We start from the raw sequence: 25,898 nt of genomic DNA on the forward strand, positions 1-25,898 counted from the left end.
CGCCTTGTCGCTGCTGCGTGTGGTTGGTAAAGTAAGCGGATTTTGTTTTCCGCCCCAGCTTTCAGGATTATCCCTTAGTATGTTGAAAAAATTTCGTGGCATGTTTTCCAATGACCTGTCCATTGACCTGGGTACCGCGAATACCCTTATTTATGTAAAAGGACAAGGCATCGTATTGAATGAGCCTTCCGTTGTGGCCATTCGTCAGGATCGTGCCGGCTCGCCAAAAAGCGTGGCCGCAGTAGGTCATGATGCGAAGCAGATGCTGGGCCGTACGCCGGGCAACATCGCCGCGATCCGCCCAATGAAAGACGGCGTTATTGCTGACTTCTTCGTGACCGAAAAAATGCTTCAGCACTTCATCAAGCAGGTTCACAGCAACAGCTTCATGCGCCCAAGCCCGCGCGTGCTGGTGTGTGTGCCGGTTGGCGCGACCCAGGTTGAACGCCGTGCAATCCGTGAATCTGCTCAGGGTGCCGGTGCGCGTGAAGTCTTCCTGATTGAAGAACCGATGGCTGCGGCAATTGGTGCGGGTCTGCCGGTTTCTGAAGCAACCGGTTCTATGGTGGTGGATATCGGTGGCGGTACCACTGAAGTGGCCGTTATCTCCCTGAACGGCGTGGTGTACTCCTCTTCCGTGCGTATCGGCGGCGACCGTTTCGACGAAGCTATCATCAATTACGTTCGCCGTAACTACGGCTCTCTGATCGGTGAAGCGACCGCAGAGCGCATCAAGCACGAAATCGGTTCTGCCTACCCGGGTGATGAAGTGCGCGAGATCGAAGTTCGCGGTCGTAACCTGGCGGAAGGCGTGCCACGTGGATTCACCCTGAACTCCAACGAAATCCTGGAAGCGTTGCAGGAGCCACTGACCGGTATCGTGAGCGCGGTGATGGTTGCGCTGGAACAGTGCCCGCCAGAGCTAGCCTCCGATATCTCCGAGCGCGGTATGGTTCTGACCGGTGGGGGTGCGCTGCTGCGTAACCTCGACCGCCTGTTAATGGAAGAGACAGGTATTCCTGTCGTAGTTGCAGAAGATCCACTGACTTGCGTCGCCCGTGGTGGTGGCAAGGCGTTGGAAATGATCGACATGCACGGCGGCGACTTGTTTAGCGAAGAGTAGTCGGGTGTGAGAGGGTAGCAATTTGCTACCCTTTCTCTCTGACGCGAGAATACGCATAGCCTATGAAGCCAATTTTTAGCCGTGGCCCGTCGCTACAGTTTCGCCTGATCCTGGCGGTTCTGGTTGCGCTCGGGGTCATTATTGCCGATAGCCGCCTCGGTACGTTCAGCCAGATCCGAACGTACATGGATACCGCCGTCAGTCCTTTCTACTTTATTTCAAATGGTCCCCGTGAACTGCTCGACTCCGTGTCGCAAACGCTCTCATCGCGTGACCAGCTCGAACTCGAAAACCGTGCGTTACGCCAGGAACTGCTGCTGAAAAACAGCGAGCTGCTGATGCTGGGGCAATATAAGCAGGAAAACGCACGCCTGCGTGAACTGCTTGGCTCGCCGCTGCGCCAGGATGAACAGAAAATGGTCACCCAGGTGATCTCCACCGTAAACGATCCGTACAGCGATCAGGTGGTGATTGATAAAGGCAGCGTGAACGGCGTATACGAAGGTCAGCCTGTCATCAGCGATAAAGGCGTCGTGGGCCAGGTTGTGGCGGTTGCCAAACTGACCAGCCGCGTGCTGCTGATTTGCGATGCCACCCATGCACTGCCGATTCAGGTGCTGCGTAACGATATTCGCGTGATTGCCGCCGGTAACGGCTGCACGGACGATCTGCAACTGGAACATCTGCCCGCCAACACGGATATCCGCGTGGGCGACGTGCTAGTGACGTCCGGTCTGGGCGGTCGTTTCCCTGAGGGCTACCCGGTTGCGGTTGTCTCTTCCGTGAAGCTCGACACTCAGCGTGCCTACACCGTGATTCAGGCGCGTCCAACGGCCGGCTTGCAGCGTTTGCGCTACCTGCTGCTGCTGTGGGGCGCCGATCGTAACGGAGCTAACCCGATGACCCCGGAAGATGTGCATCGCGTGGCGAATGAACGCCTGATGCAGATGATGCCGCAGGTACTGCCTGCGCCGGATGCGATGGGACCACCTGCACCCGTACCGGCTCCGGCGACGGGGTTAACGCAGCCGCTGCCGGATGCGCCGCCACCGCCGCAAGTCTCGGGTGGAGGGCAGTAGTGGCCAGTTATCGTAGCCAGGGGCGCTGGGTAATCTGGCTCTCATTCCTCGTTGCACTGTTGCTGCAAATTATGCCCTGGCCGGACGACATTCTTGTTTTCCGGCCAAACTGGGTATTGCTCATTTTGCTCTACTGGATCCTTGCCCTGCCGCACCGCGTAAATGTCGGCACAGGTTTTGTGATGGGTGCCATACTGGATCTTATCAGTGGCTCTACGCTTGGCGTCCGCGCCTTATCCATGAGCATTATTGCGTATCTCGTCGCACTCAAATTCCAGCTCTTTCGTAACCTTGCGCTCTGGCAACAGGCGCTGGTGGTGATGTTGTTGTCGCTCGCTGCGGATATCGTTGTTTTCTGGGCAGAGTTTTTAGTGATCAACGTCTCTTTCCGACCGGAAGTGTTCTGGAGTAGTGTAGTAAACGGTGTGCTCTGGCCGTGGCTGTTCCTGCTGATGCGTAAAATTCGCCAGCAGTTTGCCGTGCAATAAAAGGTTTCTATGACGTCTTTGTATCTTGCCTCCGGTTCTCCGCGTCGCCAGGAACTGCTCGCGCAGTTGGGTGTCTCCTTCGAACGCATCGTTACCGGTATTGAAGAAAAACGCGCTGAGGGTGAAAGCGCTCAGCAGTATGTCTCTCGTCTGGCGCGTGAAAAAGCGCAGGCGGGCGTGGCATGCGTGCCGCGTGACTTACCGGTGTTGGGTGCGGATACCATTGTCATTCTCAATGGTGAGGTGCTTGAGAAACCCCGCGACGCAGACCATGCGGCGCGGATGCTGCGTAACATGTCCGGACAAACCCATCAGGTGATGACGGCGGTAGCGCTGGCAGACAGCCAGTACGTTCTGGATTGCCTTGTGGTAACGGAAGTGACGTTCAGAGTACTCACCGACGAGGAGATCGCCGGCTATATCGCCAGCGGTGAACCTATGGATAAAGCAGGTGCATACGGTATTCAAGGGTTGGGTGGCTGTTTTGTCAGGAAGATAAATGGCAGCTATCACGCCGTAGTCGGCTTACCGCTGGTGGAAACGTATGAGTTGCTGAGCAATTTTAACTCACTGCGTGAGGGAAGGGATAATTATGACGGCTGAATTGTTGGTAAACGTAACGCCATCGGAAACCCGTGTGGCCTACATTGATGGTGGCATTCTTCAGGAAATTCATATTGAGCGTGAAGCGCGACGCGGAATCGTAGGCAATATCTACAAAGGTCGTGTCAGTCGTGTCCTGCCGGGTATGCAGGCGGCTTTTGTAGATATTGGGCTCGATAAGGCGGCGTTTTTACATGCCTCCGATATCATGCCGCACACCGAATGTGTGGCAGGCGAAGAGCAAAAGCAGTTTGCCGTGCGCGACATCTCTGAGCTGGTGCGTCAGGGCCAGGATCTGATGGTGCAGGTGGTAAAAGATCCGCTGGGCACTAAAGGCGCGCGTCTGACCACCGACATCACCCTGCCTTCACGCTATCTGGTCTTTATGCCGGGGGCGTCGCACGTCGGCGTGTCACAGCGTATTGAGAGCGAAAGCGAGCGTGAGCGCCTGAAAAAGGTGGTCAGCGCCTACTGCGACGAGCAGGGCGGGTTTATTATCCGTACCGCGGCGGAAGGGATCAGCGAAGAAGATCTCGCCTCGGATGCGGCCTACCTGAAGCGCGTCTGGACCAAAGTGATGGAGCGTAAAAAACGCAACCAGACCCGCTACCGGCTGTACGGTGAGCTGGCGCTCGCTCAGCGCGTATTACGTGATTTCGCCGATGCCCAGCTTGACCGCATCCGCGTGGACTCCCGTCTGACGTACGAAGCCTTACTGGAGTTCACCGCCGAGTACATCCCGGAAATGCCGGGTCTGCTGGAGCATTACACCGGACGCCAGCCGATATTTGACCTCTATGACGTTGAAAACGAAATCCAGCGTGCGCTGGAGCGTAAGGTTGAGCTGAAATCGGGTGGCTATCTGATCATCGATCAAACCGAAGCGATGACCACCGTCGATATCAACACCGGCGCGTTTGTCGGCCATCGCAACCTCGATGACACCATCTTCAACACCAACATCGAAGCGACGCAGGCCATCGCGCGTCAGCTTCGCCTGCGTAATCTGGGCGGCATTATCATCATCGACTTTATCGATATGAACAATGAAGATCACCGCCGTCGCGTGCTGCACTCTCTGGAGCAGGCGCTGAGTAAGGACCGCGTGAAAACCAGCATCAATGGCTTCTCGCAGCTCGGTCTTGTGGAAATGACCCGGAAACGGACCCGCGAAAGCGTGGAACATGTCCTGTGTAATGAGTGTCCAACCTGCCATGGACGCGGAACGGTAAAGACGGTGGAGACGGTCTGCTACGAGATCATGCGTGAAATTGTCCGTGTCCATCATGCCTACGACTCAGACCGTTTTCTGGTCTATGCTTCCCCTGCGGTGGCGGAGGCCCTGAAAGGGGAAGAGTCGCACGCGCTGGCGGAAGTGGAAATCTTTGTCGGCAAACAGGTAAAAGTGCAAATTGAGCCGCTCTATAACCAGGAGCAGTTTGACGTCGTCATGATGTAAACGCAGTTCGCTGCGAGATTTAAGGCTGACAAGGAGAGACGCGTGAGGCGATTGCCGGGGATTTTACTGCTTACAGGGGCAACGCTGGTCGTGATTGTCGCGTTGCTCGTGAGCGGGCTGCGTCTCGCCTTGCCGCATCTGGACAGCTGGCGTCCGCAGATACTGGCAAAAATCGAATCCGCCACCGGCCTGCCGGTGGACGTGAGTCATATCGAGGCAAGCTGGCAGAACTTTGGCCCGACGCTAGATGCGCGGGATATCCGCGCCAGCCTGAAAGATGGCGGCCACCTCAAAATCAAACGCGTCACCCTGGCGCTGGATGTCTGGCAAAGCCTGCTGCATCTGCGCTGGCAGTTTCGCGATCTCACCTTCTGGCAACTTCAGCTGATGACTAACACGCCGCTGCAAAGCGGCGACAGCGATCGAGGGCTGGAAACCAGCCGTATCAGCGATCTGTTCCTGCGGCAGTTCGATCATTTCGATCTGCGCGACAGCGAAGTGAGCTTTATTACTCTTTCCGGTCAGCGCGCTGAGCTGGCGATCCCACAGCTGACCTGGTTAAACGGGAAAGATCGCCACCGCGCCGAGGGGCAGGTGAATCTCTCCAGCCTGAACGGGCAGCACGGGGTTATGCAGGTGCGGATGGATCTGCGTGACGACAATGGCCTGCTGAACAACGGCAGGGTCTGGCTACAGGCGGACGACGTGGACGTGAAGCCGTGGCTCGGTGAGTGGCTACAGCAGAACATGCAGCTGGAGACCGCGCGCTTCAGCCTGGAAGGCTGGATGACGCTGACGAACGGGGCGTTCGCCAGCGGCGATATCTGGCTTAAGCAGGGGGGCGCGAGCTGGAAAGGGGAAAACCATCAGCATCAACTTTCCGTCGATAACCTCACCGCACACGTGACGCAGGATAAAGGCGGCTGGCAGTTCGCCATTCCGGATACGCGCATCTCCATGGATAACAAACCCTGGCCGCGCGGCGCGCTGACGCTGGCGTGGATGCCGGAACAGGACGTCGGCGGGATAAACGGTAAACGCAGCGACGAGCTGCGTATCCGCGCCAGTAACCTGGATCTGACGGCGATCGAAGGGCTGCGTTCAATGGCCGCAAAACTTTCACCGGAGCTGGGCGAAATCTGGCTGGCGACGCAGCCGAGCGGGCAGATAAACCGACTGGCGCTGGATATTCCGCTCCAGGCTACGGAAAAGACGCGTTTTCAGGCGGCATGGAAAAATCTCGCATGGAAACAGTGGAAATTGCTGCCGGGTGCCGAGCACTTCAGCGGTAAACTGGAAGGCAGCGTGGAAAGCGGCAGGCTGACGGCAGAAATGCAGGACGCGAAAATGCCGTACGAAACGGTCTTCCGTGCGCCACTGGAGATCGAAAAGGGAAATGCCACTCTCAACTGGCTGAAGAATGACAAAGGTTTTCAGCTCGATGGCCGCGATATTGATGTAAAAGCCAAAGCGGTACATGCCCGCGGTAATTTCCGTTATCTACAGCCTGAAGGCGATGAGCCGTGGCTGGGTATTCTGGCGGGCATCAGCACGGATGACGGTTCGCAGGCGTGGCGCTACTTCCCGGAAAACCTGATGGGGAAAGCGCTGGTGGACTATCTCAGCGGCGCTATTCAGGGCGGCCAGGCGGATAACGCCACGCTGGTCTACGGCGGCAACCCGCACCTGTTCCCGTATAAGCACAACGAAGGCCAGTTCCAGGTTCTGGTGCCGCTACGCAACGCCACCTATGCCTTCCAGCCAGACTGGCCGGCGCTGAAGAATCTGGATATTGAACTCAACTTCCTGAATGACGGCTTGTGGATGAAGACGGACAGCGTCGCGCTGGGCGGCGTAACGGCAAGCAACCTGACGGCAAACATCCCGGATTATTCCAAAGAGAAGCTGCTGATTGATGCGGATATTAAGGGGCCGGGTAAAGCGGTTGGCCCGTACTTTGAAGATACGCCGCTGAATGACTCCCTGGCAGCCACCCTTCAGCAGTTGCAGTTAGATGGCGATGTGAATGCTCGCTTACATCTGGATATCCCGCTGGACGGTGAATTGACCACCGCCAAAGGCGACGTTCGCCTTAATAACAACAGCCTCTATATCAAGCCGCTGGACAGCACCCTGAAAAACCTCAGCGGTCAGTTCAGCTTTGTTAACGGCACGCTGAAAAGTGAGCCGCTTAAAGCGACCTGGTTCAATCAACCCGTTAATATCGATTTCTCCACCACCGAGGGCGATAAAGCCTACCAGGTGGCGGTCAATATGGACGCGAACTGGCAGCCGTCACGCATGGATGTTCTGCCGAAGCCGATTGAGAATGCGGTGGACGGTGCGGTGTCATGGAATGGCAAGGTCGCCATCGACCTGCCTTATCATGCCGGTGCGCGCTATAACGTCGACATTACGGGCGATCTAAAAAACCTCAGCAGCCAGCTTCCCGCGCCGCTGAATAAAAAAAGCGGTGAAGCATTGCCCGTCAACGTTAAGGTTGCGGGCAACCTTAACAGCTTCGATTTAACCGGAAACGCGGGCGGAACAAACCACTTCAACAGCCGCTGGCTGCTTAACCGCAAGCTGACGCTGGACAGGGCGATCTGGACGACGGACAGCCGTACCACGCCGCCGCTGCCGGAGCAGGCGGGCGTTGAACTGAATCTCCCGCCGATGGATGGCGCAGAGTGGCTGGCACTGTTCCAGAAAGGTGTCGGGCAAAACGTCGACCAAACGGCGCAGTTCCCGCAGTCCATTACCTTGCGCACGCCTGCGCTGACGCTGGGCGGGCAGCAGTGGAACAACCTGAGTATTGTCTCCCGGCCGACGGTAAACGGCTCAAAGGTCGAGGCGCAGGGGCGTGAGATCAACGGTTCGTTGATCATGCGCGATCACGCGCCATGGCAGGCGGCTATCCGTTATCTCTATTACAATCCGACCTTTACGGCGTCTAAAGCAGAGTCGACAAGCACTTCTCCTGTCAGTGGCAATGGGACGTCGCGCGTGGATTTCAGCGGCTGGCCCGATCTCCAGCTGCGCTGCGCGGAGTGCTGGCTGTGGGGACAGAAATATGGCCGTATCGACGGTGATTTTGCCATTCAGGGAAATACGCTGAGCCTCTCTGGTGGGCTGGTGGATACCGGCTTTGGCCGCATGACTGCCGCGGGCGAATGGGTGAACAAACCGGGTGAACAACGCACCTCGCTGAAAGGCGATATTAAAGGCAATAAGCTGGACGCCGCGGCTAACTTCTTCGGCATTAGCACGCCGCTTCGCGGATCGTCCTTCGATGTGAATTACGATCTGCACTGGCGCGCTGCGCCGTGGACACCCGATGAAGCTTCGCTTAACGGCATCCTGAAAACCAACTTCGGTAAGGGTGAGATTGCCGACGTGAGCACGGGGCGCGCCGGGCAGATCCTGCGCCTGCTGAGTTTTGATGCGCTGCTGCGCAAGCTGCGCTTCGATTTCAGCGACACCTTCAGCGAAGGTTTCTACTACGATTCCATTCGCAGTACGGCGTGGATCAAAGACGGCGTTCTGCATACGGACGATACGCTGGTGGATGGCCTGGAAGCGGATATCGCCATGAAAGGCTCGGTCAACCTCGTGCGTCGCGAACTGGATATGGAAGCCGTGGTGGCGCCGGAAATTTCCGCAAGCGTGGGCGTTGCGGCGGCCTTTGTGGTGAACCCGATTGTCGGTGCGGCGGTGTTTGCCGCCAGTAAAGTGCTGGGGCCGCTGTGGAGCAAGGTCTCTATTCTGCGCTATCGCATTACCGGTCCGGTCGATAAACCGCAGATTAACGAGGTGCTGCGCCAGCCGCGCAAAGAAGCACCGCAATGATTTGACGTGGGCAGGTAATTGCCTCACTCTCAATAAATACGATCTTTATACCGCCACGGGCGGCAACGAACGAGTAGCAATAGATGAGTCTGAACCTGGTAAGTGAACATTTGCTCGCAGCGAACGGCCTGAGCCATCAGGACCTGTTCTCCATTCTTGGTCAACTGACCGAACGCCGCCTCGACTACGGCGATCTCTATTTCCAGTCGAGCTATCACGAATCCTGGGTTTTAGAAGACAGCATCATTAAAGATGGCTCTTACAACATCGACCAGGGCGTCGGCGTGCGCGCCGTCAGCGGGGAGAAAACCGGTTTTGCTTATGCCGATCAGATTAGCCTCGCCGCACTTGAGCAGAGCGCGCAGGCCGCGCGCACCATTGTGCGTGATACCGGAGATGGTCGCGTGAAAACGCTGGGTGAAGTGCAGCACGCTGCGCTCTATACCAGCATCGACCCGCTGCAAAGCATGAGCCGCGAAGAGAAGCTCGACATCCTGCGTCGCGTGGACAAAGTGGCTCGCGCGGCGGATAAACGCGTGCAGGAAGTCTCTGCCAGCCTGACCGGTGTTTATGAACTGATCCTGGTGGCGGCGACGGACGGTACCCTGGCGGCGGATGTTCGCCCGCTGGTGCGTCTCTCTATCAGCGTGCAGGTTGAAGACGACGGCAAGCGCGAGCGCGGCTCAAGCGGTGGCGGCGGTCGTTTTGGCTACGACTGGTTCCTCGGCGACGTTGACGGCGAAGCGCGCGCGGATGCGTGGGCAAAAGAAGCCGTGCGCATGGCGCTGGTCAACCTGTCTGCCGTGGCGGCTCCTGCCGGTACGCTGCCGGTGGTTCTGGGCGCAGGCTGGCCTGGCGTGCTGCTGCACGAAGCGGTCGGTCACGGCCTTGAGGGTGATTTCAACCGTCGCGGGACGTCCGTATTCAGCGGTCAGATGGGGCAGCTTGTCTCCTCCGAACTGTGTACCGTGGTGGATGATGGCACCATGCTCGACCGTCGCGGCTCGATTTCTATCGACGATGAAGGCACGCCGGGCCAGTACAACGTGCTGATCGAAAACGGCGTACTGAAAGGCTACATGCAGGACAAGCTTAACGCGCGCCTGATGGGCGTAGCGCCAACGGGTAACGGCCGTCGTGAATCCTACGCGCACCTGCCGATGCCGCGCATGACCAACACCTACATGTTGCCGGGCAAATCCACGCCGCAGGAGATTATCGAATCCGTTGATTACGGGATCTTCGCGCCAAACTTTGGCGGCGGTCAGGTGGATATCACCTCCGGCAAATTTGTCTTCTCTACCTCAGAGGCGTATCTGATTGAGAAGGGCAAAGTGACCAAAGCGGTGAAAGGCGCAACCCTGATTGGCTCTGGCATTGAGGCCATGCAGCAGATTTCCATGGTCGGTAACGATCTGAAGCTGGATAACGGCGTGGGCGTTTGCGGCAAAGAGGGCCAGAGCCTGCCTGTGGGCGTCGGTCAGCCTACGCTGAAAGTAGATAATCTGACGGTGGGCGGCACGGCGTAAATTTTCCCCCGCACCCTAACCCTCTCCCCAACGGGGAGAGGGGAAAAGCCTACTCTTTCCTTCTGCCCCGCATGCCCTGAAACAGCTCCGCCACTTCCACAAAATAGTCCGTCAGATAGTTAATACAGACCTGCACCTTCAGCGGCAGCTTGTCCTTTTCCGTATAGAGCGCGTACACCGGACGCGGATCGGACTGGTAGCGCGGGAAGAGGATCTCCAGCACGCCGCTGTTGATCTCGTTGATCACCCACATCAGCGGTACGTAGGCGATCCCGGCCCCGGCCACCAGCCAGCGTGAGATGGTCATCGGATCGTTGGTGACGAAGCGGCCTTCAGGCAGCAGTTTAGTGGAAAGCCCTTCCGGCGCGATCAGTTCAAATTCGTTATCTGGCCGAACGCTGTATTCCAGCCACGAGTGGTTGCTCAGATCGGCAGGTTTCTCCGGCACGCCATACTGTGCCAGGTAGCTTTTCGAAGCGCAGACCACCATCGGCATGCTGCCCAGTCGACGCGAGAACAGGCTAGAGTCCTGCAACGCGCCAACGCGGATCACCACGTCTAACCCATCGGCAATCAGGTCCGGTGCCGGAATGCCCGTAACCAGATTAACGGTTAAACCGGGATACTCTTTCAGCATTTCCGCCGTCATGGCAGCGAGAACATTTTGTGCCATAGTTGAAGAACACCCGATACGCAGCGTGCCGATAGGCGTGTTGTTAAAGGCATAGAGTTGCTCGTGAACGTCCTGCACTTCATGCAGCATTCGACGGCAGCCCTGATAGTAAATTTTACCCGCTTCCGTCAGCCCGATGCTGCGGGTGCTGCGGTTGAGCAGCTTCACCTGAAGCTCATCTTCCAGTTTTGACACTGTCTGACTAATGGATGAGACGCTCATTTGTAGCTGACGTGCTGCGGCGGTAAAAGAGCCTTGCTCAACCACTTTCGCAAAGACGGACATGCGTTTTAGACGTTCCATTATTCACTCTGGCTTAAAAGTGATTTAGATCACATATGATAGATAACAGCACAACAGTTACGTTAATATATTATTAATTACATAACGGCTGCGCCACTCTCGCCCGGCAATTCTTGCTCTCCTGCGGCGGCGCGAGCATAAAAATCCAGTAACCTGCACTCTCTTTAATCAAGGTCAACATGAGTCTGTTTCCCGTTATCGTGGTGTTCGGTTTGTCGTTCCCACCGATATTTTTCGAGCTTCTTTTATCACTGGCGATCTTCTGGCTGGTGCGCAAGGTGCTGGTCCCTACCGGGATTTATGATTTCGTCTGGCATCCTGCATTGTTCAATACCGCGCTGTATTGCTGCCTGTTCTATTTAATATCGCGCATGTTTGTCTGAGGTTGATGTGAAAACGCTAACAAGAAAAATCTCCCGCACTGCCATCACTATGGCGCTGGTCATCCTGGCGTTCATCGCTATTTTTCGCGCCTGGGTTTATTACACCGAATCCCCGTGGACGCGCGATGCGCGTTTCAGCGCGGAGGTGGTCGCGATAGCGCCCGATGTCGCCGGTCTCATTACGGCAGTCAACGTCCACGATAACCAACTGGTGAAAAAAGATCAGGTGCTGTTCACCATCGACCAGCCGCGCTATCAAAAAGCGCTGGAAGAAGCGGAAGCCGACGTGGCGTATTACAACGCGCTGGCCTCTGAAAAACGCCGTGAAGCAGGACGCCGTAACAAGCTGGGCATCCAGGCCATGTCCCGGGAAGAGATTGACCAGTCCAATAACGTGCTGCAAACCGTGCTGCATCAGCTGGCAAAAGCGCAGGCGACGCGCGATCTGGCGAAGCTCGATCTGGAACGTACCGTTATCCGCGCCCCGTCCGATGGCTGGGTGACCAACCTCAATGTCTATGCGGGCGAGTTTATCACGCGCGGCTCTACGGCCGTGGCGCTGGTGAAACAGAACTCTTTCTACGTCCTCGCCTATATGGAAGAGACCAAGCTGGAAGGCGTGCGTCCGGGCTATCGCGCCGAAATCACGCCGCTCGGCAGCAACCGGGTCCTGAAGGGAACCGTGGACAGCGTGGCCGCGGGGGTGACCAACTCCAGCAGTACCAATGATTCAAAAGGAATGGCGACCGTCGATTCTAACCTCGAGTGGGTTCGTCTGGCGCAGCGCGTACCGGTACGCATTCGTCTGGATGAGCAGCAGAGTAACCTCTGGCCCGCAGGCACCACGGCGACGGTGGTGATCACGGGTGAAAAAGACCGTGATGCCAGCCAGGATTCGATCTTCCGTCAAATCGCCCATCGCCTGCGCGAGTTTGGTTGATCGCTATGGGCATTTTTTCCATCGCCAGCCAGCACATCCGCTTCGCCGTGAAGCTGGCATGCGCCATTGTGCTGGCGCTGTTTGTTGGCTTCCATTTCCAGCTTGAAACGCCGCGCTGGGCCGTTCTGACCGCCGCGATCGTCGCCGCCGGTCCTGCCTTCGCGGCGGGTGGCGAACCTTACTCCGGGGCAATTCGCTATCGCGGGATGCTGCGTATTATCGGCACCTTTATCGGCTGTATCGCCGCCCTGACCATTATCATCCTGATGATCCGCACGCCGCTGCTGATGCTGATTGTATGCTGTATCTGGGCGGGTTTTTGCACCTGGGTCTCTTCGCTGGTGAAGGTGGAGAACTCGTACGCCTGGGGTCTGGCGGGATATACCGCGCTGATTATTATCATCACCATTCAGAGTGAACCGCTGCTTGCTCCGCAGTTCGCCGTGGAACGTTGCAGCGAGATTGTCATTGGTATCGTCTGCGCGATTGTCGCAGACCTGCTCTTCTCTCCGCGATCCATCAAGCAGGAAGTCGATCGTGAGCTGGACGCGCTGATTGTTGCTCAGTACCAGCTCATGCAGCTGTGCATTAAGCACGGCGACAGCGAAGAGGTCGACAAGGCCTGGAGTGCGCTGGTGCGCCGCACGCAGGCGCTGGAAGGGATGCGCAGTAACCTCAATATGGAGTCTTCCCGCTGGGAGCGGGCCAACCGTCGTCTGAAAGCGATCAATACCGTCTCGTTAACGCTGATCACCCAGGCGTGTGAAACCTACCTGATTCAGAACACCCGCCCCGAAGTGGTAACGGATACTTTCCGCGAACTGTTTGATGAGCCTGTGGAGACGGTGCAGGACGTGCATCGACAGCTTAAACGCATGCGTCGTGTGATTGCGTGGACAGGAGAACGGGATACGCCAGTCACCATTTATACCTGGGTAGGCGCCGCAACGCGCTACCTGCTCCTGAAACGCGGCGTGATTAGCAACACCAAAATCAGTGCGGCGGAAGAAGAGGTGTTACAGGGCGAAGTGGTGATCAAACCTGAATCCGCCGAGCGCCATCATGCGATGGTTAACTTCTGGCGTACCACCCTGGCCTGTATACTCGGCACGCTGTTCTGGCTGTGGACCGGCTGGACGTCTGGCAGCGGCGCGATGGTGATGATTGCCGTCGTCACCGCGCTGGCGATGCGTCTGCCCAACCCGCGCATGGTCGCGATCGATTTTCTGTACGGCACCATTGCGGCGTTACCCATTGGCGCGCTCTACTTCCTGGTGATTATTCCCTCGACGCAGCAAAGCATGCTTTTGCTCTGCATCAGCCTGGCGGTGATGGCGTTCTTTATCGGGATTGAGGTACAAAAACGCCGTCTGGGATCGTTAGGCGCACTGGCGAGTACGATTAACATCATCGTGCTGGATAACCCGATGACCTTCCATTTCAGTCAGTTCCTGGATAGCGCACTAGGTCAGCTGGTGGGCTGTTTCCTGGCAATGATGGTGATCCTGCTGGTGCGGGATAACTCTCAGGCGCGGACAGGGCGCGTGCTGCTGAATCAGTTTGTATCGGCCGCCGTATCGTCCTTGACCACCAACACCGCGCGGCGCAAGGAGAACCACCTGCCGGCGCTCTATCAGCAGCTGTTCCTGTTGCTGAATAAATTCCCGGGCGATGTCGCCCGCTTCCGCCTGGCGTTAACCATGATTATCGCGCACCAGCGTCTGCGGAACGCGCCAGTGCCGATCAACGACGATTTGTCCGCCTTCCACCGCCAGCTACGGCGCACGGCGGACCATGTGATATCGGCATCCAGTGATGACAAACGTCGCCGCTACTTTAAGCAACTGCTGGAGGAGCTGGATATCTACCAGGAGAAACTGCGGATCTGGGAAGCGCCGCCGCAGGTTACCGAGCCGGTAGAGCGGCTGGTGTTTATACTGCACCGCTACCAGAATGCGCTGACAGACAGCTAACGAAGAGAAAACCGACGCCAAAAGCGTCGGTTTTTTTGTGGCTATACTTATTTTTGCAGGTTCAAACATTCAGGAAGGGAGGACACATGACAACCCAGGCTCTTCAGGACAGTATTCTTTTTCAGACCGGGTATCTGGTCAACGGTATCTGGAAAACACTCGACACCACGTTTGATGTGCTAAACCCGGCCACGGGCGAGGTCATTGCGAAAGTGGCGAAAGCAGGAAAAGCCGAAACCGAAGAGGCCATTGTGGCCGCGACGAAGGCCTTTCCCGCATGGCGCTCAAAAACGGCAAAAGAGCGTTCCGCGATCCTCTATCGCTGGTATGAACTGATTATCGAGAACAAAAGCTGGCTCGGGCGGCTGATGACTACCGAGCAGGGCAAGCCGCTGAAAGAGGCTGAAGGTGAGGTGGACTACGCTGCCAGCTTCATTCAGTGGTTTGCCGAGCAGGCCAAGCGCGCCAACGGTGAAATCATTCCTCCGGTTAAACCTGGCTCCCGTATTCTGGCCACTCGTGAACCTGTCGGGGTGGTTGCTGCTATCACGCCATGGAATTTCCCGATGGCTATGCTCACCCGTAAGCTCGGCCCGGCGCTGGCAGCAGGATGTACCGGCGTGATCAAACCTGCAAACAACACGCCGCTGAGCGCCTTTGCGCTGCTGACGCTGGCGAAGCAGGCCGGTGTGCCGGATGGTGTGCTGAATGCGGTCGCGGGGAGCACCTCAGAAATTAGCGACGCCATTATGGCCAGTCATGACGTGCGCAAAATCTCGTTTACGGGTTCAACCGCCGTCGGGAAAACGCTGGTTCGCAATTCCGCAGAGACCATGAAAAAGGTATCGATGGAGCTGGGCGGTAATGCGCCGTATATCGTTTTCGAGGACGCGGATATTGATGCCGCCGTCAAAGGCGCGATCGCCAATAAGTTCCGTAACGCCGGGCAGGTCTGCGTCAGCGTAAACCGTTTCTATATTCAGGAGACGGTCTATGACAAGTTCGTCAATCAACTTGCCGATGCGGTGAAGGCGCTGAAGGTGGGTAACGGTCTGGACGAGGGCGTCGTTGTCGGCCCGCTGATTGAGCCTTCGGCTGTCGAGAAAGTGCGTGAGCACGTCGAAGACGCGGTAGCGAAGGGCGCCACGGTGCTGGCTGGGGGTAAACCGCACGAACTTGGCGGCAACTTCTGGATGCCAACCGTACTCGGTGACTGCCATGAAGGCATGAAGCTGGCAGAAGAGGAGACCTTTGGTCCCGTAGCCGCCTGCTTCCGCTTCACGTCGGAAGACGAAGTGGTTATGCGCGCTAACAATACGCCTTACGGGCTGGCGGCCTACTTTTATACCCAGAATCTTTCGCGCGTGTTCCGCGTCTCACAGGCCATTGAGAGCGGCATGATCGGAATTAATGAATGTGCGGTCTCGACCGAACTGGGTCCGTTTGGGGGCGTAAAAGAGTCCGGGCTGGGCCGCGAGGGGTCCGTGCTGGGGCTGGAGGAGTTTCTGGAAGTTAAAACCCTGCATATCGGGGGATTATAATAGACAGGGCGGCATTTGCCGCCCGCCTGTACCGGGTGGCTGGCAATGAAAATTTATACCTTTGATTTTGACGAAATTGAGAGTCAGGAAGACTTCTATCGCGAGTTTATTCGGGCGTTCGACCTGGAGCGGGGCAGCGTAAGCAATCTTGATATGCTGTGGGATGTGGTTACCGGCGACAGGCTGCCGTTACCGCTGGAAATCGAATTTACCCATCTGCCTGAAAAACTGCGCAGACGCTTTGGCGCATTGATTTTATTGTTTGATGAAGCGGAGGAGGAGCTGGAAGGGCAACTGCGTTTCAACGTGCGCCAGTGATAAAAAAGCCCCTGACCGGGAGGTCAGGGGCAAGTCGTATGATGAGATACGACGAGGGTTTATTTGTACAGTTCTGCGGTAGCGTGCCAGTGGTCGCCACTGCGCGCTTCGATGATGCGATAAGATGACGCACCCTGTTCTTCCGCTTTTTTGTTCAGCATTTCGTGCATGTCCATCGGAGACGTACCGATGGCACCAACAGAAACAGTCCCGATAGCCTGACGGGATTGTGCCTGTTCGGCATTAATGGTGTCGGCTGCAAACGCACCGAATGACAGGACTGACAGTACGCTCAGGGTAGCTACAGTGGTTTTAATTTTCATGATTATTTACCTCGTCAATTATTTTACTGGGGTCTTTGTTCTGTGACCCTCATCACAAAATCAAGTATACACTAATCACGCAAAAAATTAATACCAGACTAATGGTTTCGCCTGTTATTACGTGTTAAAAAAATCATTTTTTATAACGCGAATGCATAAAAAGGAGCGCCACAATGCGAGGTTTATGGTTTTTTCTTGTCTAAATCAAAGCGATAGATCAATTTGATTTTTTGTGCGATTTTGCGGCAGATCATTCACTGAATGAATGTTAACAGGTGGTAAAAAGCACTATTTGCAAAAACAGCAGGCAGAGAAAAGCAGGGTAAAACGCGGAAGCAGCAGAATGATCCCCGCAGTCAGGCGCTACGGGGCAGACAATTACAGCTCCTGTTCGAACAGGACCAGAATCGCTTCGTAGAGGTCTTTCACCGAGAAACCATTTGCCGGGGTGGTAAAAATGGTGTCATCACCGGCGATGGTTCCGAGGATCCCCTCTGCTTTACCCAGCGAGTCCAGCAGGCGGGCAATCAGCTGGGCTGCGCCCGGGCTGGTGTGGATCACGACCACGGCATCGTTATAGTCGATGTCCAGAACCAGGTTTTTCAGCGGGCTGGAGGTCGTTGGCACGCCAAGTTCAGCAGGCAGGCAATAAACCATTTCCATTTTGGCGTTGCGCGTACGCACCGCTCCAAACTTGGTTAACATGCGAGAGACCTTCGACTGGTTGATGTTGTCGAAGCCTTGTTCCTGCAACGCCTGAACAATTTCTCCCTGAGAACTGAATTTCTCTTCTTTGAGTAGCGCTTTAAACGCCTTCACTAATTCTTCTTGCTTAGACGAGCTTCGCATAAGTCACCCGGAATATGACGATAGAAACAACATTATTATGCATGTGGATGAATTTTTATGCAAATTATCTACCTGACGCCAGGCTGAAATAATGTTATGAAAGGGAGAGATTTTATCAGATTTCGTTATCGGAAAACATGCCTGGGTCACGCCGCGCAAATAACCTTAAAAGTAAATTAAATGTTATCAAAATGATGTTGTTTTGGTGGCGTGGCAGGGTGTATTGTAACCCCCTCTTAATTCGTTGTTGCCTACAGCCCGATAGTATTCAGGTGAAGGTGAAAGACGTGCGACCTCAAATTCTTTAGCGATGAAAATTGTAATTAATGACGTGCTGAATTATGGTCGCCGCAACGGAGTTACAGATACTTAAGTTAACCATAATAAGGAGTTTAGGATGAAAGTCGCAGTCCTCGGCGCTGCTGGTGGTATCGGCCAGGCGCTTGCCCTACTACTGAAAACCCAACTGCCTTCAGGCTCAGAACTCTCCCTGTACGATATTGCTCCGGTAACCCCAGGTGTGGCGGTTGACCTGAGCCACATCCCGACAGCTGTGAAAATCAAAGGCTTCTCCGGTGAAGATGCGCGTCCTGCGTTGCAGGGTGCCGACGTGGTGCTGATCTCCGCGGGTGTTGCACGTAAACCGGGTATGGATCGTTCAGACCTGTTCAACGTCAACGCGGGCATCGTGAAAAACCTGGTTCAGCAGATCGCTGAAACCTGCCCGAAAGCGTGCATCGGTATCATCACCAACCCGGTGAACACCACCGTTGCCATCGCAGCAGAAGTACTGAAGAAAGCAGGCGTTTACGACAAGAACAAACTGTTCGGCGTAACTACGCTGGATATCATCCGCTCCAACACCTTCGTGGCTGAGCTGAAAGGCAAGCAGCCAACGGAAGTGGAAGTGCCGGTTATCGGCGGTCACTCTGGCGTGACCATCCTGCCTCTGCTGTCGCAGATCCCGGGCGTGAGCTTCACCGAGCAGGAAGTGGCTGACCTGACTAAACGCATTCAGAACGCAGGCACCGAAGTGGTGGAAGCGAAGGCGGGTGGCGGTTCTGCAACCCTGTCTATGGGGCAGGCGGCGGCACGTTTCGGCCTGTCTCTGGTTCGCGCGTTGCAGGGCGAAAAAGGCGTTGTTGAATGCGCCTATGTTGAAGGCGACGGTGAACACGCGCGCTTCTTCTCTCAGCCGCTGCTGCTGGGTAAAAACGGTGTTGAAGAGCGTAAGTCTATCGGCACGCTGAGCGCGTTTGAGCAAAACGCGATGGAAGGCATGCTGGATACGCTGAAGAAAGACATCACGCTGGGCGAAGAGTTCGTTAACAAGTGATCTTGTCCCGGTAAAAAAAACGGAGCGCTAAGCTCCGTTTTTTTATGCCCGTCAGTTAGTGGCCGGGTATTCCTGGATGGTGACCTGGATCGTCAGCTTCTTGTCATTACGCATGACTTCAACAGGGATGATGGAGCCCGGGCGAATCTCAGCCACCTGGTCCATGGTTTCCAGCGCAGAGACCGCTGGCGTACCGTTGACGGAAAGGATAACGTCGTTCACCTGGATACCTGCATTGGCCGCCGGGCCGCCAGGCGCCACTTCGTTGACCACAATCCCCTGGATCTGATCGATACCACCGCCCTGCGTATGCATCGGTGCGATTTCACGCCCACCAATACCGATGTAGCCACGGATCACGCGGCCATCGCGGATCAGCTTGTCCATGATCTTGGTCGCCAGCTGGAATGGAATGGCAAAGCCAATCCCTTCCGGTGTTTCGCCGTCGTTGCTCTTGTCGAAGGAGAGGGTGTTAATGCCCATCAGTTCGCCCAGAGAGTTCACCAGCGCACCGCCGGAGTTACCGTGGTTGATAGAGGCATCGGTTTGCAGGAAGTTCTGCCGCCCTGACGGGTTCAGGCCGATTCGACCGGTCGCGCTGATGATCCCCTGAGTGATGGTCTGGCCCAGGTTGTACGGGTTACCGATCGCCAGTACCACATCGCCGATATGCGGCGTTCGTTTGCGATTAATCGGGATAGTCGGCAGACCGCCGGTGGCGTTGATCTTCAGCACCGCCAGATCGGTCAGGCTGTCCGACCCCACCAGCAGGGCTTCAAACACGCGGCCATCCTGCAAGGCGACGATAATCTGGTCGGCATCGTTAATGACGTGTTTATTGGTGATGATGTAGCCCCGGTCATCCATGATCACACCGGAACCGAGCGTGCGGATCTCCAGCTGGTTATGAGCAGAACTGTTAAGCCCGCGGTTATAGACGTTAACCACGGCGGGGGCGGCACGGCGTACCGCCTGATTGTACGTCGCAGGCGTTTCATCCGTGCTGTCGAACTGAGGAGCCGACAGTTTGTTGAACTGGCGTAAAGATGGCATAGCCACCAGCAGCAGACCGGCAACGATCAAACCAATGACAATTGAACGAAAGAGCTTTAAAAGCATGATGCGTGTGTCGTTAAAAAAGGAACGGTTTGCAGCATAACATGAGTTATCCGGACATCACACGCAGCGGCGATGCCCGGAGTCGCAAATGGTTAACGCAGTAAAATGTAGAGGGTATCGTTGCCACGGATAATTTGCAGGGCAATGACCGCCGGTTTACTCTCCAGCACCTTACGCATTTCGGCAATAGACTGCACGCGAGTACGGTTCACGCCCACGATCACGTCGTCCTGATGCAAACCTGCCTGCGCGGCCGGGCTGCTCTTCTCAACGGTAGTGACAGAAATGCCTTTCGTGCCGTTTTTAAGCTGACCATCGCTCAGCGTAGCGCCCTGTAGAGCCGGGGAGATCTGTTCTGCGCTGGCGGAAGAGGAGGTGCTCTTGTCCAGCGTCACTTCCACGGTCAGCGGTTTGCCCTCGCGGATCAGGCCCAGCTTCACTTTAGCGCCAGGCTCCGTGGTGGCAATACGCGAACGTAATTCAGCGAAGCTGCTCAGCGGTTTATCGTTCAGGCTGACAATAACGTCACCGGATTTCACGCCCGCTTTCGCAGAGCCTGAGTTGGGCAGCACTTCGCTGACAAACGCCCCGCGCTGGACGTTGAGCTTAAAGGCTTTGGCGATATCGGCGCTCATCTCCATGCCTTTGATGCCCAGCAGACCGCGCTTAACCTCGCCAAACTGAATCAGCTGTTGAGACAGAGTTTTCGCCATGTTGCTCGGAATGGCAAAACCAATCCCGATGCTGCCGCCGCCTGGCGCGAGGATAGCGGTGTTGATGCCGATCAGCTCACCGTTCAGATTAAGCAGCGCACCGCCGGAGTTGCCCCGGTTGATGGAGGCATCGGTCTGGATGAAATTTTCCAGCCCTTCGAGATTCAGGCCGCTGCGCCCCAGGGCGGAGACAATTCCGGAGGTGGCGGTCTGGCCTAAGCCGAACGGGTTACCGACCGCGACAGCAAAATCACCGACGCGCAGCTTATCGGAATCAGCAATGGCGATCTGGGTCAGGTTGCTGGGGTTTTGTACCTGTAGCAGGGCGATATCACTCTGATCGTCACCGCCGATCAGTTTGGCGTCAAACTCCCGGCCATCGTTCAGCTGAACGCTGATTTTATCGGCCTGGCTGATCACGTGGTTATTGGTCAGGATATAGCCCTTAGCCGCGTCGATAATCACCCCTGAGCCCAGACCTTCAAACGGCTGAGCCTGCTGATCCGGCGCGTCTTCGCCAAAATATTTCTTCAGCTCTTCGGGAATACGCTGGCTTTGGCGTGCCGTCCCTTCCACCTGAACGCTGACTACCGCAGGCAGGACTTTTTCAAGCATCGGCGCAAGGCTGGGAATGGCTTCTTGTCCAGGCACCTGCGAAGGCAGTGCCGCACTGGCGGGGAAGGACGCCGAGAGAGATAACCCGACACTTAACGCTAAGGCGCTCAACAGCTGGTTTTTTTTCTTCATCGATGCTGACTCTCGTATCCTGGAATGAAAAAGAACGGCCCCAAAAACATCTTGATGTTATTGAATTTTCAACCGCTGAACAATGAGGTGTTTGACTAAATAATAGCTGGGGACGGGAAGAAAGGACGGGCGCATAAGGTGCGCCCGTAAAATTTATTCAGGTTGTGCGATTAATCGCGTTTTACGCCACCGCGCAGCAGGCCGGACGCGCCGTCTGAATAGTCGCGTGGCATCTGAACCGGAGCCTGATCGTTACCGGCTTCAGAATCAGCCAGACGATTGCGGAAGGGGTTGGTCTCCGCGGTCATTTCCGGCAGCAGGCTGCTGGAGCTTTTCGCCATGTGCTGGTAGAGCTGGCGATAATCTGTCGCCATGTTGTCCAGTAGCTCAGCGCTACGGGCAAAGTGGCTGACCAGCTCTTCGCGATATTCTTCCAGTTCGGCTTTGTTCTTTTCCAGTTCGTATTGCAGTGACTGCTGCTGACGCAATTTGCGGTTACCGAAACGCATGGCCACAGCACCAATGATGATGCCGACGACTAAACCGATTAGCGCATATTCCCAGGTCATGAACTTCTCCCGTTGTCTTGTTGTTCCGTAGGGTGTTGGCTCGGCTCCTGCCTGTGCCTGATTATGCCACTATAACCGCTATTTCCGCAGAAGTGGAATCCTGACGTATCATCGCGTAGTGTAGAACGGCCTTTTTTTCATCAGCCACGCGCGCTGGTGAGGTTTAACTAAAGGAATAACAACAACATCATGCAAAACCTGTCCCCTTCATCGCGTTACCAACTGGCCCTGAGCGAGGGCACACACCAGCCGGATGATGTCCAGCGTGAAGCGGTTAACCGCCTGGACACGATTTATCAGGAAATTCTGGCGAAACCCGCCGATGCGGTGCAGAGCAGTGGGCTGAAGGCGGCATTCGGCCGTTTACTGGGCAAAAAAGAGCCCACGGTAAACGCACCGGTTCGTGGATTATATATGTGGGGTGGCGTTGGGCGGGGTAAGACCTGGCTGATGGACATGTTCTACCAGAGCCTGCCCGGCACGCGTAAGCAGCGTCTGCACTTTCACCGTTTTATGCTGCGGGTCCATGAAGAGCTGACTGCGCTCCAGGGCGAAACCGACCCGCTGGAGATTGTGGCCGATCGCTTCAAGGCGGAAACGGACGTGCTCTGCTTCGACGAGTTCTTTGTTTCCGATATTACGGATGCCATGCTGCTGGGGGGCCTCATGAAAGCGCTGTTTGCGCGTGGGATCACCCTGGTGGCGACCTCAAATATCCCGCCGGATGAGCTTTATCGCAATGGTCTTCAGCGGGCGCGTTTCCTGCCAGCCATAGATGCCATTAAGCAGCACTGCGACATCATGAATGTCGATGCCGGCGTCGATTATCGTCTGCGCACATTAACGCAGGCGCACCTGTGGCTTTCACCGCTGAACGCCGACACAGCCAGCGAGATGGATAAACTGTGGCTGGCGCTGGCAGGGGCGCCGCGGGATAAGGCGCCAGCGCTGGAGATTAATCATCGCCCGTTGTCGACGCTTGGCGTAGAGAACCAGACGCTGGCCGTCTCGTTTGCAACGCTCTGCGTGGACGCCCGCAGCCAGCATGACTACATTGCGCTTTCACGTCTGTTCCATACCGTTATGTTGTGGGATGTACCCGTTATGACCCCACTCATGGAGAGCGAAGCGCGCCGCTTCATCGCGCTGGTAGATGAGTTTTACGAGCGCCACGTTAAGCTGGTGGTCAGCGCCGAGGTGCCTTTATATGAGATCTATCAGGGCGAGCGCCTGAAGTTTGAGTTCCAGCGCTGCCTGTCGCGCCTGCAAGAGATGCAGAGCGAAGAGTACCTCAAGCGTGAGCATATGCCGTAATAAATGCTCCCCTCTCCCCGTGGGAGAGGGGCAGGGGGTGAGGGCACCAGACCGCACAGTACGCAACCCCGAAAAACCCATTCCAAATCACATTTAAGGGTCGATCTTTGACCTCAACTTCTCTATAATCTTGCGACCCCACGTTACGAGAAGGTTTTTTTCCCGAAACTTTCTATGTGTCGGCATGTGCTATTCGAAGGGGTAGGTTTGCCGGACTTTGTCGTGTGAACCTCAACTGACTAAACGTTTGGGTGTTCACCAACGTGTAACTTATTATTTGGGTAAGCTTTTAATGAAAACTTTTACAGCTAAACCAGAAACCGTACAGCGCGACTGGTATGTTGTTGACGCGACCGGTAAAACTCTGGGCCGTCTGGCTACTGAACTGGCTCGTCGCCTGCGCGGTAAGCATAAAGCGGAATACACTCCGCACGTTGATACCGGTGATTACATCATCGTTCTGAACGCTGACAAAGTTGCTGTTACCGGCAACAAGCGTACTGACAAAATGTACTACCACCACACCGGCCACATCGGTGGTATCAAAGAAGCGACCTTTGAAGAGATGATTGCCCGCCGTCCTGAGCGTGTGATTGAAATCGCGGTTAAAGGCATGCTGCCAAAAGGCCCGCTGGGTCGTGCTATGTTCCGTAAACTGAAAGTTTACGCAGGCAACGAGCACAACCACGCGGCACAGCAACCGCAAGTTCTTGACATCTAATCGGGATTATAGGCAATGGCTGAAAATCAATACTACGGCACTGGTCGCCGCAAAAGTTCCGCAGCTCGCGTTTTCATCAAACCGGGCAGTGGTAAAATCGTAATCAACCAGCGTTCTCTGGAACAATACTTCGGTCGCGAAACTGCCCGCATGGTAGTTCGCCAGCCGCTGGAACTGGTTGATATGGTAGAAAAACTGGATCTGTACATCACCGTTAAAGGTGGTGGTATCTCCGGTCAGGCAGGTGCGATCCGTCACGGTATCACCCGCGCTCTGATGGAGTACGACGAATCCCTGCGTTCTGAACTGCGTAAAGCTGGCTTCGTTACTCGTGACGCGCGTCAGGTTGAACGTAAGAAAGTGGGTCTGCGTAAAGCACGTCGTCGTCCACAGTTCTCCAAACGTTAATCCATTCTGCTTACGCAGAACGATTGGCGAAAAACCCGCTTCGGCGGGTTTTTTTATGGATAATACGCAGGTTATCCACAGTAACATTTCATATATCTTCTCTTTTTCCACATTTCCGGAATCCCCTCACCACAAAGCCATCAAAATCTGGTAAACTATCATCCAATTTTCTGCCCAAATATCGGTGAATACTCGATTTTTGTTCGATTCTTGAACAATGTGTCTTCTCTGGGATGGGCGATACATCATCTGGCTGGCCCCGTTGGGCTGGTAGCAGTAAAAATTCTGAATATACCTGGAGGTTTTCATGGCTGTCGCTGCCAACAAACGTTCGGTAATGACGCTGTTTTCTGGTCCTACTGACATTTATAGCCATCAGGTTCGTATCGTGCTGGCCGAGAAGGGTGTCAGTTTTGAGATCGAGCATGTGGAAAAGGATAACCCGCCTCAGGATCTGATCGATCTCAACCCGAGCCAAAGCGTACCGACGCTGGTGGATCGCGAGCTGACCCTGTGGGAATCCCGTATCATTATGGAATACCTGGATGAGCGTTTCCCGCATCCGCCGCTGATGCCTGTTTATCCTGTTGCGCGTGGTGAAAGCCGCCTGTACATGCAGCGTATCGAGAAAGACTGGTACTCGCTGATGAACGTTATTGTCAACGGTTCCTCTTCTGAAGCGGATGCTGCACGTAAACAGCTGCGTGAAGAGCTGCTGGCGATTGCGCCGGTATTTGGTCAAAAGCCTTTCTTCCTGAGCGACGAGTTCAGCCTGGTAGATTGCTACCTGGCTCCGCTGCTGTGGCGTCTGCCAACCCTGGGCGTAGAGTTCAGCGGTCCTGGCGCGAAAGAGCTGAAAGGCTACATGACTCGCGTCTTTGAACGCGACTCTTTCCTGGCATCCTTAACTGAACCGGAACGTGAAATGCGTCTCGGCCGAGGCTAATGACTGTGGAAATGTCACAACTTTCACCACGCCGTCCGTATCTGCTGCGCGCCTTCTATGAATGGCTGCTGGATAACCAGCTCACGCCGCACCTGGTTGTGGATGTGACGTTGCCGGGCGTGCTGGTTCCAATGGAATACGCGCGCGACGGACAGATTGTACTGAATATTGCGCCACGCGCAGTGGGTAACCTGGAGCTGGCGAACGACGAAGTGCGCTTTAATGCGCGCTTCGGCGGCGTGCCGCGTCAGGTTTCCGTGCCGCTGGCAGCTGTGCTGGCTATCTACGCCCGTGAAAACGGTGCGGGCACCATGTTTGAGCCGGAAGCGGCTTATGATGAAGAGGTTGCCAGCCTGAATGATGATGAGGCATCCGATGAACGCGAAAGCGACACGGTAATGTCTGTCATCGATGGCGATAAACCCGATCATAATGACGACACCGATCCGGATGACGAGCCACCACCACGCGGTGGTCGTCCCGCACTGCGCGTTGTGAAATAAACAAACAGGCCCGACGGGCCTGTTTTGCTTTCCGTCCCTTTTCGCCCCCTCTAATTTCCTGTGTTATGATGAACTGTTTTCCTTCAATG

At 55.6% G+C, this 25,898-nt stretch carries 24 protein-coding genes; 18 read left to right on the plus strand and 6 right to left on the minus strand.

The features are described from left to right. The first annotated feature begins 79 nt into the window (after positions 1 to 79). The 7 genes from mreB to tldD all read left to right on the plus strand — a co-directional run bounded on the left by mreB (position 80) and on the right by tldD (position 10,130). Positions 80 to 1,123 (plus strand): rod shape-determining protein MreB, encoded by a 1,044-nt coding sequence (gene mreB, locus ACOTX4_RS00115; protein WP_000913396.1) that lies wholly within the window; start codon positions 80 to 82, stop codon positions 1,121 to 1,123. Positions 1,124 to 1,185: 62 nt separating this feature from the next. Then, on the plus strand, positions 1,186 to 2,202 hold the full coding sequence (mreC, locus tag ACOTX4_RS00120) for a rod shape-determining protein MreC (protein WP_003860400.1): 1,017 nt from the start codon (positions 1,186 to 1,188) through the stop codon (positions 2,200 to 2,202). Then, positions 2,202 to 2,690 (plus strand): rod shape-determining protein MreD, encoded by a 489-nt coding sequence (mreD, locus tag ACOTX4_RS00125; RefSeq protein ID WP_003860402.1) that lies wholly within the window; start codon positions 2,202 to 2,204, stop codon positions 2,688 to 2,690. The genes mreC and mreD overlap by 1 nt, the downstream gene beginning before the upstream one ends. A 9-nt stretch (positions 2,691 to 2,699) precedes the next feature. Then, positions 2,700 to 3,293: a Maf family protein gene (locus tag ACOTX4_RS00130; RefSeq protein ID WP_003860403.1), complete on the plus strand. Its 594-nt coding sequence runs from the start codon at positions 2,700 to 2,702 to the stop codon at positions 3,291 to 3,293. Further along, positions 3,283 to 4,752: a ribonuclease G gene (rng, locus tag ACOTX4_RS00135; protein WP_003860405.1), complete on the plus strand. Its 1,470-nt coding sequence runs from the start codon at positions 3,283 to 3,285 to the stop codon at positions 4,750 to 4,752. The genes ACOTX4_RS00130 and rng overlap by 11 nt, the downstream gene beginning before the upstream one ends. Positions 4,753 to 4,794: 42 nt before the next feature. After that, positions 4,795 to 8,601, plus strand: a complete 3,807-nt coding sequence (yhdP, locus tag ACOTX4_RS00140) for an AsmA2 domain-containing protein YhdP (RefSeq protein WP_022651930.1) — start codon at positions 4,795 to 4,797, stop codon at positions 8,599 to 8,601. An 83-nt stretch (positions 8,602 to 8,684) separates the two neighbouring features. Beyond that, the gene (gene tldD / locus ACOTX4_RS00145; RefSeq protein WP_003860414.1) at positions 8,685 to 10,130 is read left to right on the plus strand and encodes a metalloprotease TldD; all 1,446 of its coding nucleotides are present in this window, start codon (positions 8,685 to 8,687) and stop codon (positions 10,128 to 10,130) included. A 49-nt stretch (positions 10,131 to 10,179) separates the two neighbouring features. Here the strand turns inward: tldD and aaeR are convergent, their stop codons facing one another. Continuing rightward, a complete protein-coding gene (gene aaeR, locus ACOTX4_RS00150) occupies positions 10,180 to 11,106 on the minus strand; it encodes an HTH-type transcriptional activator AaeR (protein WP_003860415.1) in 927 nt (308 codons plus the stop codon). Between the two features lie 179 nt (positions 11,107 to 11,285). Between aaeR and aaeX the strand changes: the two genes are divergently transcribed. From aaeX to ACOTX4_RS00175, 5 genes are all read left to right on the plus strand, one after another. After that, the gene (aaeX, locus tag ACOTX4_RS00155; RefSeq protein WP_003860416.1) at positions 11,286 to 11,489 is read left to right on the plus strand and encodes a p-hydroxybenzoic acid efflux pump operon protein AaeX; all 204 of its coding nucleotides are present in this window, start codon (positions 11,286 to 11,288) and stop codon (positions 11,487 to 11,489) included. A 7-nt stretch (positions 11,490 to 11,496) separates the two neighbouring features. Then, entirely contained in the window at positions 11,497 to 12,429 is a 933-nt protein-coding gene (gene aaeA / locus ACOTX4_RS00160) for a p-hydroxybenzoic acid efflux pump subunit AaeA (RefSeq protein ID WP_003860417.1), read from the plus strand. 5 nt (positions 12,430 to 12,434) lie between these two features. After that, entirely contained in the window at positions 12,435 to 14,402 is a 1,968-nt protein-coding gene (gene aaeB / locus ACOTX4_RS00165; protein ID WP_063938160.1) for a p-hydroxybenzoic acid efflux pump subunit AaeB, read from the plus strand. Between the two features lie 86 nt (positions 14,403 to 14,488). Next, the gene (locus tag ACOTX4_RS00170) at positions 14,489 to 15,943 is read left to right on the plus strand and encodes an NAD-dependent succinate-semialdehyde dehydrogenase (protein WP_045332468.1); all 1,455 of its coding nucleotides are present in this window, start codon (positions 14,489 to 14,491) and stop codon (positions 15,941 to 15,943) included. Positions 15,944 to 15,988: 45 nt separating this feature from the next. After that, positions 15,989 to 16,261, plus strand: a complete 273-nt coding sequence (locus ACOTX4_RS00175; protein WP_003860424.1) for a barstar family protein — start codon at positions 15,989 to 15,991, stop codon at positions 16,259 to 16,261. 59 nt (positions 16,262 to 16,320) lie between these two features. On the opposite strand, the gene yhcN is transcribed toward ACOTX4_RS00175, so the two are convergent. Further along, positions 16,321 to 16,584, minus strand: coding sequence for a peroxide/acid stress response protein YhcN (gene yhcN, locus ACOTX4_RS00180; protein WP_003860426.1), 264 nt, complete (start codon positions 16,582 to 16,584; stop codon positions 16,321 to 16,323). Between the two features lie 378 nt (positions 16,585 to 16,962). Further along, positions 16,963 to 17,433 (minus strand): transcriptional regulator ArgR, encoded by a 471-nt coding sequence (gene argR / locus ACOTX4_RS00185; protein WP_003860428.1) that lies wholly within the window; start codon positions 17,431 to 17,433, stop codon positions 16,963 to 16,965. Between the two features lie 397 nt (positions 17,434 to 17,830). Between argR and mdh the strand changes: the two genes are divergently transcribed. Beyond that, entirely contained in the window at positions 17,831 to 18,769 is a 939-nt protein-coding gene (gene mdh / locus ACOTX4_RS00190; protein WP_003860429.1) for a malate dehydrogenase, read from the plus strand. A 51-nt stretch (positions 18,770 to 18,820) separates the two neighbouring features. Here mdh and degS read toward each other — a convergent pair whose 3' ends face one another. From degS to zapG, 3 genes are all read right to left on the minus strand, one after another. Next, positions 18,821 to 19,888 carry an outer membrane-stress sensor serine endopeptidase DegS gene (gene degS / locus ACOTX4_RS00195; protein ID WP_003860430.1) on the minus strand — a complete coding sequence of 356 codons (1,068 nt, stop codon included), beginning with the start codon at positions 19,886 to 19,888 and terminating at the stop codon, positions 18,821 to 18,823. Positions 19,889 to 19,980: 92 nt separating this feature from the next. Then, positions 19,981 to 21,348, minus strand: coding sequence for a serine endoprotease DegQ (degQ, locus tag ACOTX4_RS00200; protein ID WP_006812158.1), 1,368 nt, complete (start codon positions 21,346 to 21,348; stop codon positions 19,981 to 19,983). A 170-nt stretch (positions 21,349 to 21,518) separates the two neighbouring features. After that, entirely contained in the window at positions 21,519 to 21,917 is a 399-nt protein-coding gene (zapG, locus tag ACOTX4_RS00205) for a Z-ring associated protein ZapG (RefSeq protein ID WP_003860432.1), read from the minus strand. 189 nt (positions 21,918 to 22,106) lie between these two features. Between zapG and zapE the strand changes: the two genes are divergently transcribed. The 5 genes from zapE to sspB all read left to right on the plus strand — a co-directional run bounded on the left by zapE (position 22,107) and on the right by sspB (position 25,809). Next, on the plus strand, positions 22,107 to 23,231 hold the full coding sequence (gene zapE / locus ACOTX4_RS00210) for a cell division protein ZapE (RefSeq protein ID WP_022651925.1): 1,125 nt from the start codon (positions 22,107 to 22,109) through the stop codon (positions 23,229 to 23,231). A gap of 292 nt (positions 23,232 to 23,523) precedes the next feature. Beyond that, positions 23,524 to 23,952, plus strand: coding sequence for a 50S ribosomal protein L13 (gene rplM, locus ACOTX4_RS00215; protein WP_003860434.1), 429 nt, complete (start codon positions 23,524 to 23,526; stop codon positions 23,950 to 23,952). A gap of 15 nt (positions 23,953 to 23,967) precedes the next feature. After that, the gene (rpsI, locus tag ACOTX4_RS00220) at positions 23,968 to 24,360 is read left to right on the plus strand and encodes a 30S ribosomal protein S9 (protein WP_003860436.1); all 393 of its coding nucleotides are present in this window, start codon (positions 23,968 to 23,970) and stop codon (positions 24,358 to 24,360) included. Between the two features lie 307 nt (positions 24,361 to 24,667). Beyond that, the gene (gene sspA / locus ACOTX4_RS00225) at positions 24,668 to 25,306 is read left to right on the plus strand and encodes a stringent starvation protein SspA (RefSeq protein WP_003860438.1); all 639 of its coding nucleotides are present in this window, start codon (positions 24,668 to 24,670) and stop codon (positions 25,304 to 25,306) included. Positions 25,307 to 25,311: 5 nt separating this feature from the next. Beyond that, the gene (sspB, locus tag ACOTX4_RS00230; protein ID WP_026080566.1) at positions 25,312 to 25,809 is read left to right on the plus strand and encodes a ClpXP protease specificity-enhancing factor; all 498 of its coding nucleotides are present in this window, start codon (positions 25,312 to 25,314) and stop codon (positions 25,807 to 25,809) included. Positions 25,810 to 25,898 lie beyond the last annotated feature (89 nt).

The sequence above is a fragment of the Enterobacter cloacae complex sp. IR5459 genome (assembly GCF_049238005.1).
GTDB lineage: Bacteria > Pseudomonadota > Gammaproteobacteria > Enterobacterales > Enterobacteriaceae > Enterobacter > Enterobacter hormaechei_C.

Excerpts from the sequence above, each read along its gene's own strand:
- aaeX (WP_003860416.1), top strand. The coding sequence starts at position 11,286 with ATGAGTCTGTTTCCCGTTATCGTGGTGTTCGGTTTGTCGTTCCCACCG.
- mdh (WP_003860429.1), top strand. The coding sequence starts at position 17,831 with ATGAAAGTCGCAGTCCTCGGCGCTGCTGGTGGTATCGGCCAGGCGCTT.
- aaeR (WP_003860415.1), bottom strand. The coding sequence starts at position 11,106 with ATGGAACGTCTAAAACGCATGTCCGTCTTTGCGAAAGTGGTTGAGCAA.
- ACOTX4_RS00130 (WP_003860403.1), top strand. The coding sequence starts at position 2,700 with ATGACGTCTTTGTATCTTGCCTCCGGTTCTCCGCGTCGCCAGGAACTG.
- mreC (WP_003860400.1), top strand. The coding sequence starts at position 1,186 with ATGAAGCCAATTTTTAGCCGTGGCCCGTCGCTACAGTTTCGCCTGATC.
- aaeB (WP_063938160.1), top strand. The coding sequence starts at position 12,435 with ATGGGCATTTTTTCCATCGCCAGCCAGCACATCCGCTTCGCCGTGAAG.
- argR (WP_003860428.1), bottom strand. The coding sequence starts at position 17,433 with ATGCGAAGCTCGTCTAAGCAAGAAGAATTAGTGAAGGCGTTTAAAGCG.
- zapE (WP_022651925.1), top strand. The coding sequence starts at position 22,107 with ATGCAAAACCTGTCCCCTTCATCGCGTTACCAACTGGCCCTGAGCGAG.
- sspA (WP_003860438.1), top strand. The coding sequence starts at position 24,668 with ATGGCTGTCGCTGCCAACAAACGTTCGGTAATGACGCTGTTTTCTGGT.
- rplM (WP_003860434.1), top strand. The coding sequence starts at position 23,524 with ATGAAAACTTTTACAGCTAAACCAGAAACCGTACAGCGCGACTGGTAT.
- yhcN (WP_003860426.1), bottom strand. The coding sequence starts at position 16,584 with ATGAAAATTAAAACCACTGTAGCTACCCTGAGCGTACTGTCAGTCCTG.
- rpsI (WP_003860436.1), top strand. The coding sequence starts at position 23,968 with ATGGCTGAAAATCAATACTACGGCACTGGTCGCCGCAAAAGTTCCGCA.
- degQ (WP_006812158.1), bottom strand. The coding sequence starts at position 21,348 with ATGAAGAAAAAAAACCAGCTGTTGAGCGCCTTAGCGTTAAGTGTCGGG.
- rng (WP_003860405.1), top strand. The coding sequence starts at position 3,283 with ATGACGGCTGAATTGTTGGTAAACGTAACGCCATCGGAAACCCGTGTG.
- ACOTX4_RS00170 (WP_045332468.1), top strand. The coding sequence starts at position 14,489 with ATGACAACCCAGGCTCTTCAGGACAGTATTCTTTTTCAGACCGGGTAT.
- tldD (WP_003860414.1), top strand. The coding sequence starts at position 8,685 with ATGAGTCTGAACCTGGTAAGTGAACATTTGCTCGCAGCGAACGGCCTG.
- ACOTX4_RS00175 (WP_003860424.1), top strand. The coding sequence starts at position 15,989 with ATGAAAATTTATACCTTTGATTTTGACGAAATTGAGAGTCAGGAAGAC.
- mreB (WP_000913396.1), top strand. The coding sequence starts at position 80 with ATGTTGAAAAAATTTCGTGGCATGTTTTCCAATGACCTGTCCATTGAC.
- degS (WP_003860430.1), bottom strand. The coding sequence starts at position 19,888 with ATGCTTTTAAAGCTCTTTCGTTCAATTGTCATTGGTTTGATCGTTGCC.
- zapG (WP_003860432.1), bottom strand. The coding sequence starts at position 21,917 with ATGACCTGGGAATATGCGCTAATCGGTTTAGTCGTCGGCATCATCATT.